This window comes from Mycobacterium sp. MUNTM1 (genome assembly GCF_054660795.1).
Map to the genome: position 1 here is coordinate 1 of NZ_BAAGDE010000090.1, position 15,089 is coordinate 15,089.

Annotated in this window: 11 protein-coding genes and 1 pseudogene; 6 read left to right on the forward strand and 6 right to left on the reverse strand. The window is 67.6% G+C overall.

From position 1 onward, the window contains the following. Positions 1 to 118: 118 nt before the first annotated feature. Together ACYQ8K_RS28660 and rraA are read left to right on the forward strand one after the other, a co-directional pair. Positions 119 to 571 (forward strand): Rv3852 family protein, encoded by a 453-nt coding sequence (locus tag ACYQ8K_RS28660; protein WP_459974556.1) that lies wholly within the window; start codon positions 119 to 121, stop codon positions 569 to 571. Positions 572 to 596: 25 nt separating this feature from the next. After that, positions 597 to 1,082: a ribonuclease E activity regulator RraA gene (gene rraA, locus ACYQ8K_RS28665; RefSeq protein WP_459974558.1), complete on the forward strand. Its 486-nt coding sequence runs from the start codon at positions 597 to 599 to the stop codon at positions 1,080 to 1,082. Positions 1,083 to 1,086: 4 nt separating this feature from the next. Here the strand turns inward: rraA and ACYQ8K_RS28670 are convergent, their stop codons facing one another. Then, on the reverse strand, positions 1,087 to 2,556 hold the full coding sequence (locus ACYQ8K_RS28670) for a flavin-containing monooxygenase (RefSeq protein ID WP_459974560.1): 1,470 nt from the start codon (positions 2,554 to 2,556) through the stop codon (positions 1,087 to 1,089). Positions 2,557 to 2,633: 77 nt separating this feature from the next. On the opposite strand from ACYQ8K_RS28670, the gene ACYQ8K_RS28675 reads away from it, so the two are divergent. The 3 genes from ACYQ8K_RS28675 to ACYQ8K_RS28685 all read left to right on the forward strand — a co-directional run bounded on the left by ACYQ8K_RS28675 (position 2,634) and on the right by ACYQ8K_RS28685 (position 5,418). After that, complete coding sequence (locus ACYQ8K_RS28675; protein ID WP_459974562.1) at positions 2,634 to 3,272, forward strand: TetR/AcrR family transcriptional regulator; 639 nt, start codon at positions 2,634 to 2,636, stop codon at positions 3,270 to 3,272. 30 nt (positions 3,273 to 3,302) lie between these two features. Continuing rightward, complete coding sequence (gene dinB / locus ACYQ8K_RS28680) at positions 3,303 to 4,508, forward strand: DNA polymerase IV (protein WP_459974564.1); 1,206 nt, start codon at positions 3,303 to 3,305, stop codon at positions 4,506 to 4,508. A 151-nt stretch (positions 4,509 to 4,659) separates the two neighbouring features. Beyond that, positions 4,660 to 5,418: a YoaK family protein gene (locus ACYQ8K_RS28685; protein WP_459974565.1), complete on the forward strand. Its 759-nt coding sequence runs from the start codon at positions 4,660 to 4,662 to the stop codon at positions 5,416 to 5,418. Between the two features lie 8 nt (positions 5,419 to 5,426). On the opposite strand, the gene ACYQ8K_RS28690 is transcribed toward ACYQ8K_RS28685, so the two are convergent. Together ACYQ8K_RS28690 and ACYQ8K_RS28695 are read right to left on the reverse strand one after the other, a co-directional pair. Further along, a complete protein-coding gene (locus ACYQ8K_RS28690; RefSeq protein ID WP_459974567.1) occupies positions 5,427 to 6,434 on the reverse strand; it encodes a PHP domain-containing protein in 1,008 nt (335 codons plus the stop codon). A gap of 76 nt (positions 6,435 to 6,510) precedes the next feature. Then, positions 6,511 to 6,945 (reverse strand): hypothetical protein, encoded by a 435-nt coding sequence (locus tag ACYQ8K_RS28695; RefSeq protein WP_459974569.1) that lies wholly within the window; start codon positions 6,943 to 6,945, stop codon positions 6,511 to 6,513. 51 nt (positions 6,946 to 6,996) lie between these two features. Between ACYQ8K_RS28695 and ACYQ8K_RS28700 the strand changes: the two genes are divergently transcribed. Then, positions 6,997 to 7,848: an LLM class F420-dependent oxidoreductase gene (locus tag ACYQ8K_RS28700; RefSeq protein WP_064951830.1), complete on the forward strand. Its 852-nt coding sequence runs from the start codon at positions 6,997 to 6,999 to the stop codon at positions 7,846 to 7,848. Between the two features lie 394 nt (positions 7,849 to 8,242). Here ACYQ8K_RS28700 and ACYQ8K_RS28705 read toward each other — a convergent pair whose 3' ends face one another. The 3 genes and pseudogenes from ACYQ8K_RS28705 to ACYQ8K_RS28715 form a co-directional block, all read right to left on the reverse strand. Then, on the reverse strand, positions 8,243 to 9,709 hold the full coding sequence (locus tag ACYQ8K_RS28705; RefSeq protein WP_459974571.1) for a glutamate synthase subunit beta: 1,467 nt from the start codon (positions 9,707 to 9,709) through the stop codon (positions 8,243 to 8,245). After that, the gene (gltB, locus tag ACYQ8K_RS28710) at positions 9,702 to 14,285 is read right to left on the reverse strand and encodes a glutamate synthase large subunit (RefSeq protein WP_459974573.1); all 4,584 of its coding nucleotides are present in this window, start codon (positions 14,283 to 14,285) and stop codon (positions 9,702 to 9,704) included. The genes ACYQ8K_RS28705 and gltB overlap by 8 nt, the downstream gene beginning before the upstream one ends. Before the next feature lie 575 nt (positions 14,286 to 14,860). Then, positions 14,861 to 15,089, reverse strand: a pseudogene (locus ACYQ8K_RS28715) (hypothetical protein); the annotation flags it as partial.

Sequence of the window (15,089 nt, forward strand, 5' to 3'; positions counted from 1 at the left end):
CGGTGAGGGCGGGGGCCGACGACCGGTGCCGGAGGCGCCGCAAGCCGCCCTGGCATGATGGGACGGTGAACCCGCTGAGCTAGGGGAAAGACGACAGAGGAGCTCAAGGAGCGGCCGCATGGCAGACCCGCAGGACCCAACCAACAGCGCACCCGACGGTGCCGGCATCCCACCGGAGAAGAAGCCGCCCGCCAAGGCGGCGAAAAAGACCGCAAAAGCGCCGGCCAAAAAGGCACCTGCGAAGAAGGCGCCCGCCAAAAAGGCGCCAGCCAAGAAGGCACCCGCCAAGAAGGTGCCGGCAAAGAACGCCGAACCCGCGCCACCGAAACCACCCGAGCAGCCGGCCGCGCAACCGGTCGACGTGCAGCAGCGGGCGGAAAGCAACGGCGACCTGACCGCCGCCGCCAAAGATGCCGCCGCACAGGCGAAGTCCACCGTGGAGGCCGCCAACAACCCGGTCTCTCCCGCGGTCCCCGGCCCGGCGGTGGGCCAATCTCCAGTGCCACTGATCGTCGCCCTGGCCGTCAGCCTGCTGGCCATCCTGCTCATCCGCCAGCTGCGCCGCCGCTGAGCGGCGGGCGTCTAACGTGTCAGAGGTGACGGTGTCATTCCGGCCGACGGCCGACCTCGTAGACAGCATCGGACCCGACGTACGCAGCTGCGACGTGCAGTTCCGCCAGTTGGGCGGGCGGGCCGAATTCGCCGGGCCGATCAGTACCGTGCGGTGCTTTCAGGACAACGCGCTGCTGAAATCGGTGCTCTCGGAACCGGGCGGCGGCGGGGTCCTGGTCATCGACGGCGACGGCTCCCTGCACACCGCGCTGGTCGGCGACGTCATCGCGGAGCTGGCCCGGTCCAACGGCTGGGCGGGGCTCATCGTCAACGGCGCGGTGCGCGACTCGGCCACGTTGCGCGGCATGGACATCGGCATCAAGGCGTTGGGCACCAATCCCCGCAAGAGCACCAAGACCGGCGCCGGCGAGCGCGACGTCGAGGTCTCCCTGGGCGGGGTGACGTTCGTGCCGGGCGAGATCGCCTACAGCGACGACGACGGGATCGTCGTCGTCGCCGTAGGCCAGTGATCCGCTAAACCGTCACCGGTGCGGGCTTTTTCGCGAACTTCAGGCCTTCGTCGTCGACCTTGCCGCGCCGGATCGTGCGCATGTCGAAGAAGTAGTTCTGCTTGAGCCGCCACGGCGCACGCGACCCCGACTTGGGCAGCAGGTGCATGGAACGGCGGAAGTAGCCGGGCGTGAAGTCCATGAACGGCAGCTCGTCGACGTCCTCACCCGGATGCTGCGGCTCCACGAAGTCGAAACCGTTGGCGTCCATGTAGTTCAGCAACCGGCACACGAACTCGGAGACCAGGTCGGCCTTCAGCGTCCAGGACGCGTTGGTGTAACCGAAGGTGATGGCGAAGTTCGGCATGCCGGAGAACATCAGGCCCTTGTAGGTCATCAGTGAGGTCAGGTCGACGTCCTCGCCGTTGCGGGTCGGCTGCACGCCGCCCAGCAGCTGCATGTTCAGACCCGTTGCGGTGACGATGATGTCGGCGGCCAATTCCTCACCTGAGGTGAGCTTGATGCCGGTCTTGGTGAACCGGTCGATGGTGTCGGTGACGACGTCGGCCTTGCCGTGCCGGATGGTCCGGAAGAAGTCGCCGTCGGGGGCCAGGCACAACCGCTCGTCCCACACGTTGTAGCGCGGGCCGAAGTGCTTTTCGACGTCGTAGCCCTCGGGCAGGCGCCGCTGCGCCATCGTCATCAGTGTCTTGCGCATGTAGGCCGGCGCCTTGCGGGACAGCTGGTACTGAAAAGTGCTGAACGCGATGGCTTTCCAGCGGTTGGCCATGTGCGCGAGGTGGTCTGGCAGCAGCCGGTTGGCCTTCTCGGCGAACGGGTCGACACCCGGCAGCGAGCCGATGTAGGTCGGCGAGCGCTGGAGCATCGTCACGTGACCCGCGCCCGAGTTCACCAGGGCGGGGATCAGGGTGATCGCGGTGGCACCGGAGCCGATGACGACGATCCGCTTGCCCGCGTAGTCGAGGTCCTCCGGCCAGTGCTGCGGGTGAACGATGGTGCCCCCGAAGTCGTCCGAGCCCGGGAAGGTCGGCGAGAAGCCCTCGTCGTAGTTGTAATAGCCGGTGCAGGCGAACAGGAAGGAACACGTGATCTCGCTCTGCCGGCCGTCGCTCTCGACCGTCACCGTCCAGCGGTTGTCGGTGTCGGACCAGTCGGCGGCCACCACCCGGTGCCGGTAGCGGATCTTCGGCTCGATGTTGTTCTCGACCGCGGTCTCTTTGATGTAGGCCTTGATCGAGGCCCCGTCGGCGATCGATTTCGCCGAGCGCCAGGGCTTGAACCGGAAGCCCAGGGTGAACATGTCCGAGTCCGACCGGATGCCCGGGTACTTGAACAGGTCCCAGGTCCCGCCCAGGTCGGCGCGGCGTTCGAGGATGGCGTAGCTCTTCGTCGGGCAGCGTTCCTGCAGGTGCCATGCCGCGCTCACGCCGGAGATTCCGGCGCCGACGATGAGGACGTCAAGATGCTCAGTCATGAACCCAAAGCTATCAACGCAGTGTTGAACTAGTCAACACCGTGTCGAAACTTTCAACAACGTGTAAAGTAACGGCCGTGACTACCGTCGGTTCCGCCCGCACCCACCGGGGCAGGCGTTCGGCGCGCCCGTCCGGCGACGACCGCGAACTGGCCATCCTGTCGACCGCCGAGCAACTGCTGCGGGAACGCCCGCTCGCCGATATCTCCGTCGACGACCTGGCCAAGGGCGCCGGCCTGTCCCGGCCGACGTTCTACTTCTATTTCCCATCCAAGGACGCGGTGCTGCTCACCCTCTTCGAGCGCGTGATCATGGAGGCCGACTCCGCACTGGAGACCATGGTCGCCAACCCACCCGCCGATCTGAAAGCGCTGTGGCGCATCGGAATCAACGTGTTCGTCGAGACCTTCGGCGCACATCGCGCGGTGTCACTGGCCGCCGACGCGGCGCGCAGCAACAAGGATGTCGACGACCTGTGGTCGCGCTTCATGCAGAAATGGGTCGACCACATCACCACCGTGATCGAAGCCGAGCGCGCCCGCGGCGCGGCGCCGGTGACGCTGCCGGCCCACAACCTGTCCGCGGCGCTGAACCTGCTCAACGAAAAGGTCATGCTCAGCGCGTTCGCCGAGGGGCGACCGTCGGTGCCCAGCGAGCAACTGCTCGACACGTTGGTGCACATCTGGGTCAGCAGCGTCTACGGCGACGGCTGCTGACAGCCGCTTGTCGGCGCTCTATGCGAACATATGTTCGTGCGGTGCGATGCGTCGATCCTGCACGCGGACCTCGACTCCTTCTACGCGTCCGTCGAACAGCGCGACGACCCGACCTTGCGTGGCCGCCCGGTGATCGTGGGCGGCGGCGTGGTGCTGGCCGCCAGCTACGAGGCCAAGGCCTACGGCGTCCGCACCGCCATGGGCGGTTCCCAAGCCCGGCGGCTGTGCCCGCAGGCCGTCGTGGTGCCTCCGCGGATGAGCGCCTACTCGCGCGCCAGTGACGCCGTCTTCGACGTGTTTCGGGATTGCTCCCCGATCGTCGAGGCGCTGTCGGTGGACGAGGCCTTCCTCGATGTCGGCGGGCTGCGCCGGGTCGGCGGCACGCCGGTCGCGATCGCCGAGCGGCTGCGGGCGGACGTGCGCGACCGCGTCGGGCTGCCGATCACCGTCGGCATCGCCCGCACGAAGTTCCTCGCCAAGGTCGCCAGCCAGGAGGCCAAGCCGGACGGTCTGCTGCTGGTGCCGCCCGACCAGGAGTTGTCTTTCCTGCGGCCGCTGCCGGTGCGCCGGCTCTGGGGTGTGGGCGCGGTGACCGCCGAGAAGCTGCGCGCGCACGGCATCGTGACCGTCGCCGACGTCGCCGAGCTCAGCGAGTCCGCGCTGGGCTCCATGGTGGGCGGTGCGATGGGTCGCCAGCTGTACGCTTTGTCGCGCAATATCGACCGCCGGCGGGTGACCACCGGGGTCCGTCGCCGGTCCGTCGGCGCGCAGCGCGCGCTGGGCCGCGCTGGAAACACCATGTCGCCCAACGAGATCGACGCCGTAGTGGTCAATCTGATCGACCGCATCACCGGCCGCATGCGAGCCGTGGGACGCACCGGTCGCACGGTGGTGCTGCGGCTGCGCTTCGCCGACTTCACCCGCGCGACCCGGTCGCACACGCTGCCGTGGGCCACATCGTCCACCGCACCCCTGCTGGCCGCCGCGCGACGCCTGGTCGCGGACGCGGCACCGCTCATCGCCCACCGCGGCCTGACGTTGGTCGGCTTCGCGGTGTCGGGCATCGACCGCGGCGGCTCCCAGCAACTGATGCTGCCGTTCGCCGAAGACGAGAACCGGCTCGCGATCGACGCGGCGATCGACCGGGTGCGGGATCGCTACGGAAAGTCCGCGTTGACGCCCGCGGTTTTGGTCGGCCGCGACCTGGGTACAGGGATGCCGCACCTACCGGACTGAACGGCTCGCACCGATCCCACCAAAGCGATTCTGCCGCAGCTATTTTCGATGATTTGAGGTTGATTTGAAAACGGCTGCGGGCGCGGCTTGTCCGGCGGCCCGCTTGTTAGGGTGGCGAAAAACCGACGTCGAAAGCGAGTGATTGAACACGATGCCGCCACCGGACAAAGCCCGCGAAAGCGGCCCGCCGCGCGAGGGCCTCCTGCTCGGTTACAGCGCGGTGCTAGCCCTATCCGCGGGCTTCGTCAACGCGGTGGCGATCCTGATCCTGGCGTTGCCCGTCGGCAACCTGACCGCGATCACGACCCAGCTGGGCATGAACACGGCCAACCCGTGGCTCTACGAAGGCCACGTGCTCGGCGCAATCTTTCTGGGCTTCCTGGCCGGGGCGACGGTTGCCGGGTTGATCCTCGCGCCCACCCAGGTTCTCGCGGGTCCCCGCCACGCCGCCGTGCTGTTCCTGGAGTCCGCGCTGCTGGTACTGGCCGCCGCCGGGGTCGAGGAAACCATCGTCAAGGCGCAGATCCACGCCCTGGGAATCGAGCAGACCGCGGTACAGGCTCTGTTCGCCGCGGCGGCGCTCGGCCTGCAGAACGGGATGACCTCCAGCTTCCGCGGAATGGCGATCCGAACCACCCACTTCACCGGGACCGTCACCGACCTCGGACTGATGCTCGGCCGCAGCCGGCTGCACGGCATCAAGAAGTGGAATGCCGCGATCCTGGCGACGACGCTCCTGCTGTTTCTCGCGGGCGGCATAGCCGGGATCGTGTTCGGCGCTGAATTGGGCGGTTACGCGCTGCTCATTCCGGCCGCGACCTGCGCGGCCGTCGCCGGCGCCAACCTCGTGCAGATGCCCGGCCGCAGCGCCGAACCGGTTCCCGAACGCGCGGAAACGGTGCGGGTTTGAACGGCGCCTCAGTTGGCGCCAGTCCACTCCAGCAGCCGCTCGGCCGGCCACGTGTTCACGATCCGGTCGACGGGCACGCCCGCGTCCAGCGCGCGCTGGGCGCCGTAGCCGAGGAAATCCAGCTGTCCGGGCGCGTGGGCGTCGGTATCGATGGAGAACACGCACCCGATCTCCCGCGCCAGGTTCAGCAGCCGGGTCGGCGGGTCGCGGCGCTCGGGCCGGGAGTTGATTTCCACCGCGGTGCCGTGCTCGCGGCACGCCGTGAACACCGCCTCGGCGTCGAACTTGGATTCCGGCCGGATGCCGCGATTGCCCGACACCAGCCGGCCGGTGCAGTGCCCCAGCACATCGGCGTGTGGATTGGCCACCGCGCGCAGCATGCGCCGCGTCATCGCTGGGGCGTCCATCGACAGCTTGGAATGCACGCTGGCCACCACCACGTCGAGGCGCTCCAGCAGCTCGGGTTCCTGATCGAGGCTGCCGTCGTCGAGGATGTCGACCTCGATCCCGGTCAGGATGCGCATCGGCGCGAACTTCTCCCGCAGGCCGTCGATCACGTCGAGCTGTTTGCGTAACCGCTCGGGCGAGAGGCCGTTGGCGATGGTCAGCCGCGGCGAGTGGTCGGTCAGCGCGCAGTACTCGTGGCCCAGCGCCGCCGCGGACGCCATCATCTCCTCGATCGGCGCCGAGCCGTCGGACCAGTTGGAGTGCAGATGCAGGTCGCCACGCAGCGCGGAACGGATGTCCCCGCCACCGAGATCCTCGGCGGTGCAACGGAGTTCGACCAGCAGGTCGGGCTCGCGGCCGGACCACGCCTGGTCGATCACCTTGGCCGTCTTGGGGCCGATCCCCGGCAGCGACTGCCAGCTGTTGGCCTGGCCGTGACGCTCCCGGGTCGCCTCGTCGAGGCCCTCGATGATGTCGGCCGCGTTGCGGTACGCCATCACGCGCCTTGGGTCGTGGCGGCTGCGGTCCTTGAAGTAGGCGATCTGCCGTAACGCCGCTACCGGATCCATGACTCCAGTGTGCCCGCGCGGTGATTGCAGGCGCGGCGAAGCCGGGCGCCGCTGGTCACCGCCAGACCTCCGCGCATCACAAGATCTGGCCGGCGACGAACCCGGCTAGCAGCACACTGAACCCGCCGATCTCCCCGGCGATCAGAAACGCCATCGCCACCGCGGTTCGCCGGTCGGCGCTTTCGAACTGGTTGACGGTGTCGCGCCGCGCCCCGTGGCTGATGTAGGCCAGGATGGCCGCCACGAAAAAGAAGACGACCACGCCCGCGGCCGTCAGGTTCACCCACACCGGCCAGGCGCTCAGCTGAACGAAGACCGCAAGCAGCAGCGTCGCGAACGAATACAGCAGCGCCGCGCGGTGCGCGATGTCGACGTAGGGATGTGCGAGGTGGTTCTCCGACGTCATCATCTCGCGGTATTTCCACACGCCCAGGATCAGCGCGAGCAGGAAGATCAGCCCCGCCGCCAGCAGGGTGATCTTGGTGTCCATTCCGAGGGAGCCACAGGTCATCGTGCGCCTGAGTTTAGTTGCCCTTCATAAACACCGGCTAACGTCGGTGTCATGCGATTCGCTTTCAAGACTTCTCCGCAGAACACCACCTGGGCACAGATGCTGGCCGTCTGGCAAGCGGCCGATGACATCGAGGTCTACGAGTCCGGGTGGACCTTCGACCACTTCTATCCGATCTTCTCCGACAGCAGCGGCCCCTGCCTGGAGGGCTGGACGACGTTGACCGCGCTCGCGCAGGCCACCAAGCGCCTGCGGGTGGGCACCCTGGTGACCGGGATCCACTACCGCCACCCCGCGGTGCTGGCCAACATGGCGGCCGCCCTCGACATCATCTCGAACGGGCGGCTCGAACTGGGGATCGGCGCCGGCTGGAACGAGGAGGAGTCGGGCGCCTACGGCATCGAGCTGGGCAGCATCAAGGAACGCTTCGACCGCTTCGAGGAGGCGTGCGAGGTGCTGACCAGCCTGCTCAGCCAGGAGACCACCGACTTCGACGGCAAGTTCTACCAGCTCAAGGGCGCCCGCAACGAGCCCAAGGGTCCGCAGCGGCCGCACCCGCCGATCTGCATCGGCGGCAGCGGGGAGAAGCGCACCCTGCGGATCACCGCCCGCTACGCCCAGCACTGGAATTTCGTGGGCGGCCCGCCGGACGTGTTCGCCCACAAGCGCGACGTGCTGGCCTCGCACTGCGCGGACATCGGCCGCGACCCCAAGGAGATCACGCTCTCGGCCCATTTGCGGCTGGAGCCGGATCTCGATTACGGGAAGGTCATCGCGGACGCCGCCGGGCTGGCCGCCGAAGGCCTGGATCTCGGCATCGTCTACCTGCCGCCGCCGCACGACCCGGCCGTGCTGGAGCCGCTCGCCGAGGCGATCCGCGACTCGGGCCTATGGGAGCGGTGAGGGCCGCTTTCGGGGCGCATCCGGGGCCACCCGGCGGAAATCCCGCCAGGCGCATCCTGAGCAAACCCGCCGCACGCCGGTAACGGCGTCGGCCGGGCGATCACGCGCCGAAGAGCAGCAAGTCCTGAGCGGTTACCAGACGCTCGTGCTTCGCGGGAAACTCACGACTTTTCACCGGGTGACGCAACCATGACCAGGCGATTCGCCCCATCCGTGTCCGGGGTAATGGGTGAATATGCACAAGAATCTCTCCTGCGATCGGCCGTTCAACCGGGAAACCGGTGTGACACCCATGTGAGCGGGCTCACAACGGGTTATTAGACACCAACCGTCTGGCAAACAGTGGGAGACTCGCCGAGCGAAGCGGGGCGTGTTTCTGGTGTGACTGGTGTTACTACTGCAGCGGTACCGCGGTGGGCTTGACCGGCGCAGGCAGCGCGGTCGACCCCATCAGGAATCGGTCCGCCGCGGCCGCGGCGGCCCTGCCCTCAGCTATCGCCCAGACGATCAGCGACTGGCCACGCCCCATGTCACCGGCGACGAAGACGCCAGGTACCGACGTGTCGAAGTCGGCGCCGCGGGCGACGTTGCCGCGCTCGGTGAACTTCACCTCGAGGTCGGTGAGCAGGCCCTCCTTTTCGGGCCCGACGAATCCCATCGCCAGCAACACCAGGTCGACCTCGAGTTCGAATTCGGACCCTTCCACCTTGACGAACTTGCCGTCCTGCATGGTCACCTCGTGCGCCTTGAGCGCCGTCACGTGACCGTCTACGCCGACGAATTCCTCGGTGTTGACCGAGAACACCCGCTCGCCGCCCTCCTCGTGCGCGGAGGACACCCTGTACATCAGCGGGTAGGTCGGCCACGGGGTGGACGGGGCGCGCGTCTCCGGCGGGCGCGGCATGATCTCGAACTGGTGGATGATCGTCGCACCCTGGCGGTGCGCGGTGCCCAGGCAGTCGGCCCCGGTGTCGCCACCGCCGATGATGACGACCTTCTTGTCCTTGGCGGTGATCGGCGGCTGCCCGTCGGGCCCCAGCACGTCGTCGCCCTCCTGCACGCGGTTACCCCACGGCAGGTATTCCATGGCCTGGTGGATCCCGTCCAGCTCACGACCGGGAATCGGCAGATCACGCCCCGCGGTGGCACCGCCGGCCAGCACCACGGCGTCGAAGTCGGCGCGCAGCTGCTCGGCGGTGATGTCGGCCCCGACGTTGACCCCGCTGCGGAATTCGGTTCCCTCGGCCCGCATTTGGTCCAGCCGGCGATCGAGGACGCGCTTTTCCATCTTGAATTCCGGGATGCCGTAGCGCAGCAGTCCGCCGATGCGATCGGCCCGTTCGAAGACGGTGACGGTGTGACCGGCGCGAGTCAGCTGCTGGGCGGCGGCCAGACCCGCCGGCCCGGAACCGACCACGGCGACCTTCTTTCCGGTCTTCGTGTCCGGCGGCAACGGCCGCACCCAGCCCTCGTCGAAGGCCTTGTCGATGATCTCCAGCTCGATCTGCTTGATCGTCACCGGATCCTGGTTGATGCCGAGCACGCAGGCCGGCTCGCAGGGAGCGGGGCACAGGCGCCCGGTGAAGTCCGGGAAGTTGTTGGTGGCGTGCAGCCGCTCGATGGCGTCGCGCCACCGGTCCCTGCGCACCAGGTCGTTCCACTCCGGAATCAGGTTGCCCAGCGGGCAACCGTTGTGGCAGAAGGGAATACCGCAGTCCATGCAACGGGTCGCCTGCTCGCGCAAGGTCTCGTTGTCGAATTCTTCGTAGACCTCACGCCAGTCGCGCAACCGAATCGGGACAGGCCGACGCTTCGGCAGTTCCCGATGCGTGTATTTCAGGAAGCCGCTCGGATCAGCCATGCGCGGCCGCCATGATCGCCTTGTCGACATCCACGCCGTCGCGTTCCGCTTCGGCGATGGCCTGCAACACCCGCTTGTAGTCCCGCGGCATCACCTTGGCGAAGTGCCGTTGGTGTTGCGCCCAGTCGCCCAGAATGCGCTGGCCGACAGCGGAATCGGTGGCATCAACGTGTGCCTGAATCATGCCGTGCAACCACTCGTAGTCATCTTCATCCAAGCTCTCGAGCTCGACCATCTCCGCGTTGAGATTGCCGGGGAATTCGCCCTGCGGGTCGTAAATGTAGGCCACACCGCCGGACATGCCCGCCGCGAAGTTGCGGCCGGTGCGACCGAGGACGACAACCTTGCCACCGGTCATGTACTCGCAACCGTGGTCGCCGACGCCCTCGACGACGGCGTGCGCCCCGGAGTTGCGGACCGCGAACCGCTCGCCGACGACGCCGCGCAGGTACGCCTCGCCGCTGGTCGCGCCGAACAGGATCACGTTGCCGCCGATGATGTTGTCCTCGGCGACGTAGTCCTGGGGCGCATCATCCGACGGCCGAACCACGATCCGGCCCCCCGACAGGCCCTTACCGACGTAGTCGTTGGCGTCGCCGTAGACGCGCAGCGTGATGCCGCGCGGCACGAACGCGCCGAAGCTGTTGCCCGCCGACCCGTCGAAGGTGATGTCGATTGTCCCGTCCGGCAACCCTTGTCCGCCATAGGCTTTGGTGACCTCGTGGCCGAGCATGGTCCCCACCGTGCGGTTGACGTTGCTGATGGTCGTGGAGAACCGCACCGGCGTTCCGGAGTCCAGCGCCTCGCGGCTCATCACGATCAACTGCTGGTCCAGCGCCTTGTCCAGGCCGTGGTCCTGGCGCGAGCTGCAGTACAGGTCCTGGTTCATGAACGCCGACTCCGGCTCGTGCAGAACCGGGGCCAGGTCCAGCCGGTGCGCCTTCCAGTGGGCCCGCGCCAGCGTCATGTCCAAGGACTTCACCTGGCCGACCGCCTCGTTGATCGTGCGGAAGCCCAACTGCGCCATGTATTCGCGGACCTCTTCGGCGATGAACATGAAGAAGTTCTCGACGAACTCGGGCTTGCCGGTGAAGCGTTCGCGCAGCACCGGGTTCTGGGTGGCCACCCCGACGGGGCAGGTGTCCAGGTGGCAGACCCGCATCATGATGCAACCGGAGACCACCAGCGGCGCGGTGGCGAAGCCGAACTCCTCGGCGCCCAGCAACGCCGCGATCATCACGTCGCGCCCGGTCTTGAGCTGGCCGTCGACCTGGACCACGATCCGGTCGCGTAATCCGTTCAGCAGCAACGTCTGCTGCGTCTCGGCCAGCCCCAGCTCCCACGGAGCCCCGGCATGCTTCATCGACGTCAGCGGCGTCGCACCGGTGCCGCCGTCATGCCCGGAGATCAGCACCACGTCGGCGTGGGCCTTGGACACCCCCGCGGCCACCGTACCGACGCCATTCTCGGAGACCAGCTTCACGTGCACCCGCGCGGACGGGTTGGCGTTCTTCAGGTCGTGGATCAGCTGCGCCAAGTCCTCGATGGAGTAGATGTCGTGGTGCGGCGGCGGCGAGATCAGGCCGACACCCGGGGTGGAGTGGCGGACCTCGGCGACCCACGGATACACCTTGTGCCCCGGAAGCTGGCCTCCCTCACCAGGTTTCGCACCCTGGGCCATCTTGATCTGGATGTCGGTACAGTTCGTCAGGTAGTGCGACGTGACGCCGAACCGCCCGGAGGCGACCTGCTTGATCGCGCTGCGCCGCCAATCCCCGTTGGAATCGCGGTCGAACCGCTTGACGTCCTCGCCGCCCTCACCACAGTTCGACCGGCCACCCAGCCGGTTCATCGCGATGGCCAGCGTCTCGTGCGCCTCGGCGGAGATCGAGCCGTAGCTCATCGCGCCGGTCGAGAAGCGCTTGACGATCTCGCTGGCGGGCTCGACTTCGTCCAGCGGGATCGGGGGGTTGATCCCGGCCCGGAACTTGAGCAACCCACGCAGGGACGCCATCCGCTCGCTCTGGTCGTCGACCAGGCGGGTGTAATCCTTGAACACCTTGTACTGGCCGGTGCGCGTGGCGTGCTGCAGCTTGAAGACGGTCTCGGGATTGAACAGGTGGTACTCGCCCTCGCGGCGCCACTGGTATTCCCCGCCCACCTCGAGCTCGCGGTGCGCCCGCTCGTCGGGCCGATCCAGGTACGCCAGCGCGTGCCGCGCGGCGACGTCGGCGGCGATGTCGTCCAGGGTGATGCCGCCGATGGGGCAGCTCAAGCCGGTGAAGTACTCGCTGAGCACGTCCTCGGAAATGCCGACCGCCTGGAACAACTGGGCGCCCGTGTAAGACGCCAGCGTCGAAATGCCCATCTTGGACATGACTTTCAGCACGCCCTTGCCGGCGGCCTTGATGTAGTTGCTCAGCGCCGTCTTGCGGTCGATGCCTTCGATGACGCCGCGATCGAGCATGTCCTCGATGGACTCGAATGCCATGTACGGGTTGATCGCCGCCGCACCGAAGCCGACCAGCGCGGCCATGTGGTGCACCTCGCGGGCGTCACCGGTTTCCACCACCAGTCCGACGTGGGTGCGGGTCCGGTCGCGCACCAGGTGGTGGTGCACCCCCGCCACCGCCAGCAGCGACGGGATGGGCGCCATGTTCTCGTCCGATTCGCGGTCGGACAGGATGATCACGCGCGCCCCGTCGGCGATCGCCGCCGACGCCTGCGCGCGCACCTCCTCGAGCGCGGCGGCCAGTCCGGCGCCGCCCTCGGCGACCGGGTACAGGCAGCGAATCACCTTGGAACGCATGCCATGCGGGCGACCGTTGACCTCGTCCTCCGGGTCGAGGTTGACCAGCTTCGCCAGCTCCCGGTTCCGCAGGATCGGCTGCGACAGCGCGATCTGGTGACACGAGCGCTCGGTGGGCGTGAGCAGGTCGCGCTCACCGCCGGTGGTGCCCTGCAGACTGGTCACCACCTCCTCGCGGATGGCGTCCAGCGGCGGGTTGGTCACCTGCGCGAAGAGCTGCTGGAAGTAGTCGTAAAGCATCCGGGGCCGCTGCGAGAGCACCGCGACCGGGGTGTCGGTGCCCATCGACCCGATGGGCTCGGCGCCGGTGCGCACCATCGGCGCGACCAAGAGGTTGAGCTCCTCGTAGGTGTAGCCGAATGTCTGCTGCCGCTTGACCAGTCGGTCGTGCGGCATCCGCTTGTAGTTGCCCTGCGGCAGGTCGTCGAGCGGCACCAGATTCCGGTCCAGCCACTCCTGGTAGGGGTGCTCGGCGGCCAGCTCCGCCTTGATCTCCTCGTCGGAGACGATGCGGCCCTGCGCGGTGTCCACCAGGAACATGCGGCCGGGCTGCAACCGCATCCGGCGGACCACCTTGGCCGGGTCCAGGTCGAGCACACCGGCCTCGGACGCCATGACCACCAGGCCGTCCTCGGTGACCCAGATTCGCGAGGGGCGCAAGCCATTACGGTCCAGCACGGCGCCGATGATGGTTCCGTCGGAGAACGTGATGGACGCCGGGCCGTCCCACGGCTCCATCAGCGAGGCGTGGTACTGGTAAAACGCCCGGCGCGCCGGGTCCATGGACTCGTTGCGTTCCCAGGCCTCGGGGATCATCATCAACACCGCGTGGGCCAGGCTGCGCCCACCCAGGTGGAGCAGTTCGAGCGCCTCATCGAAGCGCGCGGTGTCGGATGCCCCCGGCGTACAGATCGGGAACAACTTCTCGACGTCGGCTTCCGTCCCGAAAACGTCGGTCTTGATCAGCGCCTCGCGCGCCCGCATCCAGTTCTCGTTGCCGGTGACGGTGTTGATCTCACCGTTGTGTGCGACGCGGCGGAACGGATGCGCCAGCGGCCACGACGGGAAGGTGTTGGTGGAGAACCGCGAGTGCACGATGCCCAGCGCGCTGGTCAACCGATCGTCTTGCAGGTCAAGGTAAAACGCCTTGAGCTGCGGCGTGGTCAGCATGCCCTTGTAGATGAATGTGCGGCCGGAAAGGCTTGGGAAATAGACGGTTTCGCGTCCGGGGCCGTCCTGGCCCGGGCCCTTGGTGCCCAGTTCGTGCTCGGCGCGCTTACGCACCACGTAGGCGCGGCGCTCCAGCGTCATCCCGGATGCGCCCGCCATGAACACCTGGCGGAAGGTCGGCATCGCGTCGCGGGACAACGCGCCCAGCGACGAGTCGTCGATCGGGACGTTGCGCCAGCCCAGCACCGTGAGGCCCTCGGCTTCGGCGATCTTCTCCACCGCGGCGCACGCCGTCGCCGCATCCTTGGACGATTGCGGCAGGAAGGCGATGCCGGTGGCATAGCTGCCCTCGGGGGGCAGCTCGAAGTCGACGACCTCGCGCAGGAAGGCGTCCGGGACCTGAAGCATGATGCCGGCGCCGTCACCACTGCGCGGCTCCGCGCCCTGGGCACCCCGGTGTTCGAGGTTCAGCAGCGCAGTGATTGCCTTATCCACGATGTCGCGGCTACGACGGCCGTGCATATCGACGACCATGGCAACCCCGCACGCGTCGTGCTCGAACGCGGGGTTGTATAACCCGACGCGCTTGGGCGTCATATGCACCTGACCCTTCACCTGAACGTTCTGCGCGGCCGTTAGCAGCGGTCCCACCGAGGTCGCACCCGGAGGTTGCGGGCTAGAACCCCGTCGGTCTTGTCTCGATGGGCTGTGCCCCAGGCGGAAGTGATCCTGTCAGGGATGTCCGTTCAGCTCTGAACGGTGGCCTGGAACCGGTCTCGACAAGTCGTAAAACGATATGACAATACCCGCCTGACATGCCAACTTCGTCAAGTCTAACCGCCAGCTGGCAGCGCCGTGAATTTCGCTGCTGCCGTTGATCCACCATTCTGCCAGCCCGCTGCCCCAGGCCACGAATTCTTCCCATAGCTGCGCGTATTCCGGGAATTCCCGGTACGGCGCGGGCCGGCGCAAAGAGTTTGCTGGGGTGCGCTTCGACCGGGCCGGCGAGGTTGCTGGGCGCGGGTGTGAGCGTGCTCAACACCCAGGCCGGGCCATCGCGGCGGCCCGAGGCCGTGCACGGCCGCGTTTGCGGGTTCGCACCCAGGCCGCGGCGGGAGATACTGGACGGGAATTGGTCACACCCCGCGTCGCAGGTTGGACCGTGGCGCTTATCACGTAATACGTTCGTCGCGGCCGGTCCATCGGCGCGACAAACGACCGCCCGGCATGCGAGGAGCCCATGAACGAGCGCGACGAATTCCTGCGGGACCGTCTGCAGCCCGGGCGGCCCAGCACCCCGGCGCCGCGCCCGTCCGGCCCCGCACCGCGGCATTACGGCCCAGCCGCGCCACCACGTCGTCGAACGACCGCAGGTTTTTGTCGGCGGTGAGTTCCCAGAAC

What these genes read in the sequence shown, in the direction of transcription:
- ACYQ8K_RS28660 (WP_459974556.1), top strand. Translation starts at nt 119, where the DNA reads ATGGCAGACCCGCAGGACCCAACCAACAGCGCACCCGACGGTGCCGGC.
- ACYQ8K_RS28670 (WP_459974560.1), bottom strand. Translation starts at nt 2,556, where the DNA reads ATGACTGAGCATCTTGACGTCCTCATCGTCGGCGCCGGAATCTCCGGC.
- dinB (WP_459974564.1), top strand. Translation starts at nt 3,303, where the DNA reads ATGTTCGTGCGGTGCGATGCGTCGATCCTGCACGCGGACCTCGACTCC.
- ACYQ8K_RS28685 (WP_459974565.1), top strand. Translation starts at nt 4,660, where the DNA reads ATGCCGCCACCGGACAAAGCCCGCGAAAGCGGCCCGCCGCGCGAGGGC.
- ACYQ8K_RS28690 (WP_459974567.1), bottom strand. Translation starts at nt 6,434, where the DNA reads ATGGATCCGGTAGCGGCGTTACGGCAGATCGCCTACTTCAAGGACCGC.
- ACYQ8K_RS28695 (WP_459974569.1), bottom strand. Translation starts at nt 6,945, where the DNA reads ATGACCTGTGGCTCCCTCGGAATGGACACCAAGATCACCCTGCTGGCG.
- ACYQ8K_RS28700 (WP_064951830.1), top strand. Translation starts at nt 6,997, where the DNA reads ATGCGATTCGCTTTCAAGACTTCTCCGCAGAACACCACCTGGGCACAG.
- ACYQ8K_RS28705 (WP_459974571.1), bottom strand. Translation starts at nt 9,709, where the DNA reads ATGGCTGATCCGAGCGGCTTCCTGAAATACACGCATCGGGAACTGCCG.
- gltB (WP_459974573.1), bottom strand. Translation starts at nt 14,285, where the DNA reads ATGACGCCCAAGCGCGTCGGGTTATACAACCCCGCGTTCGAGCACGAC.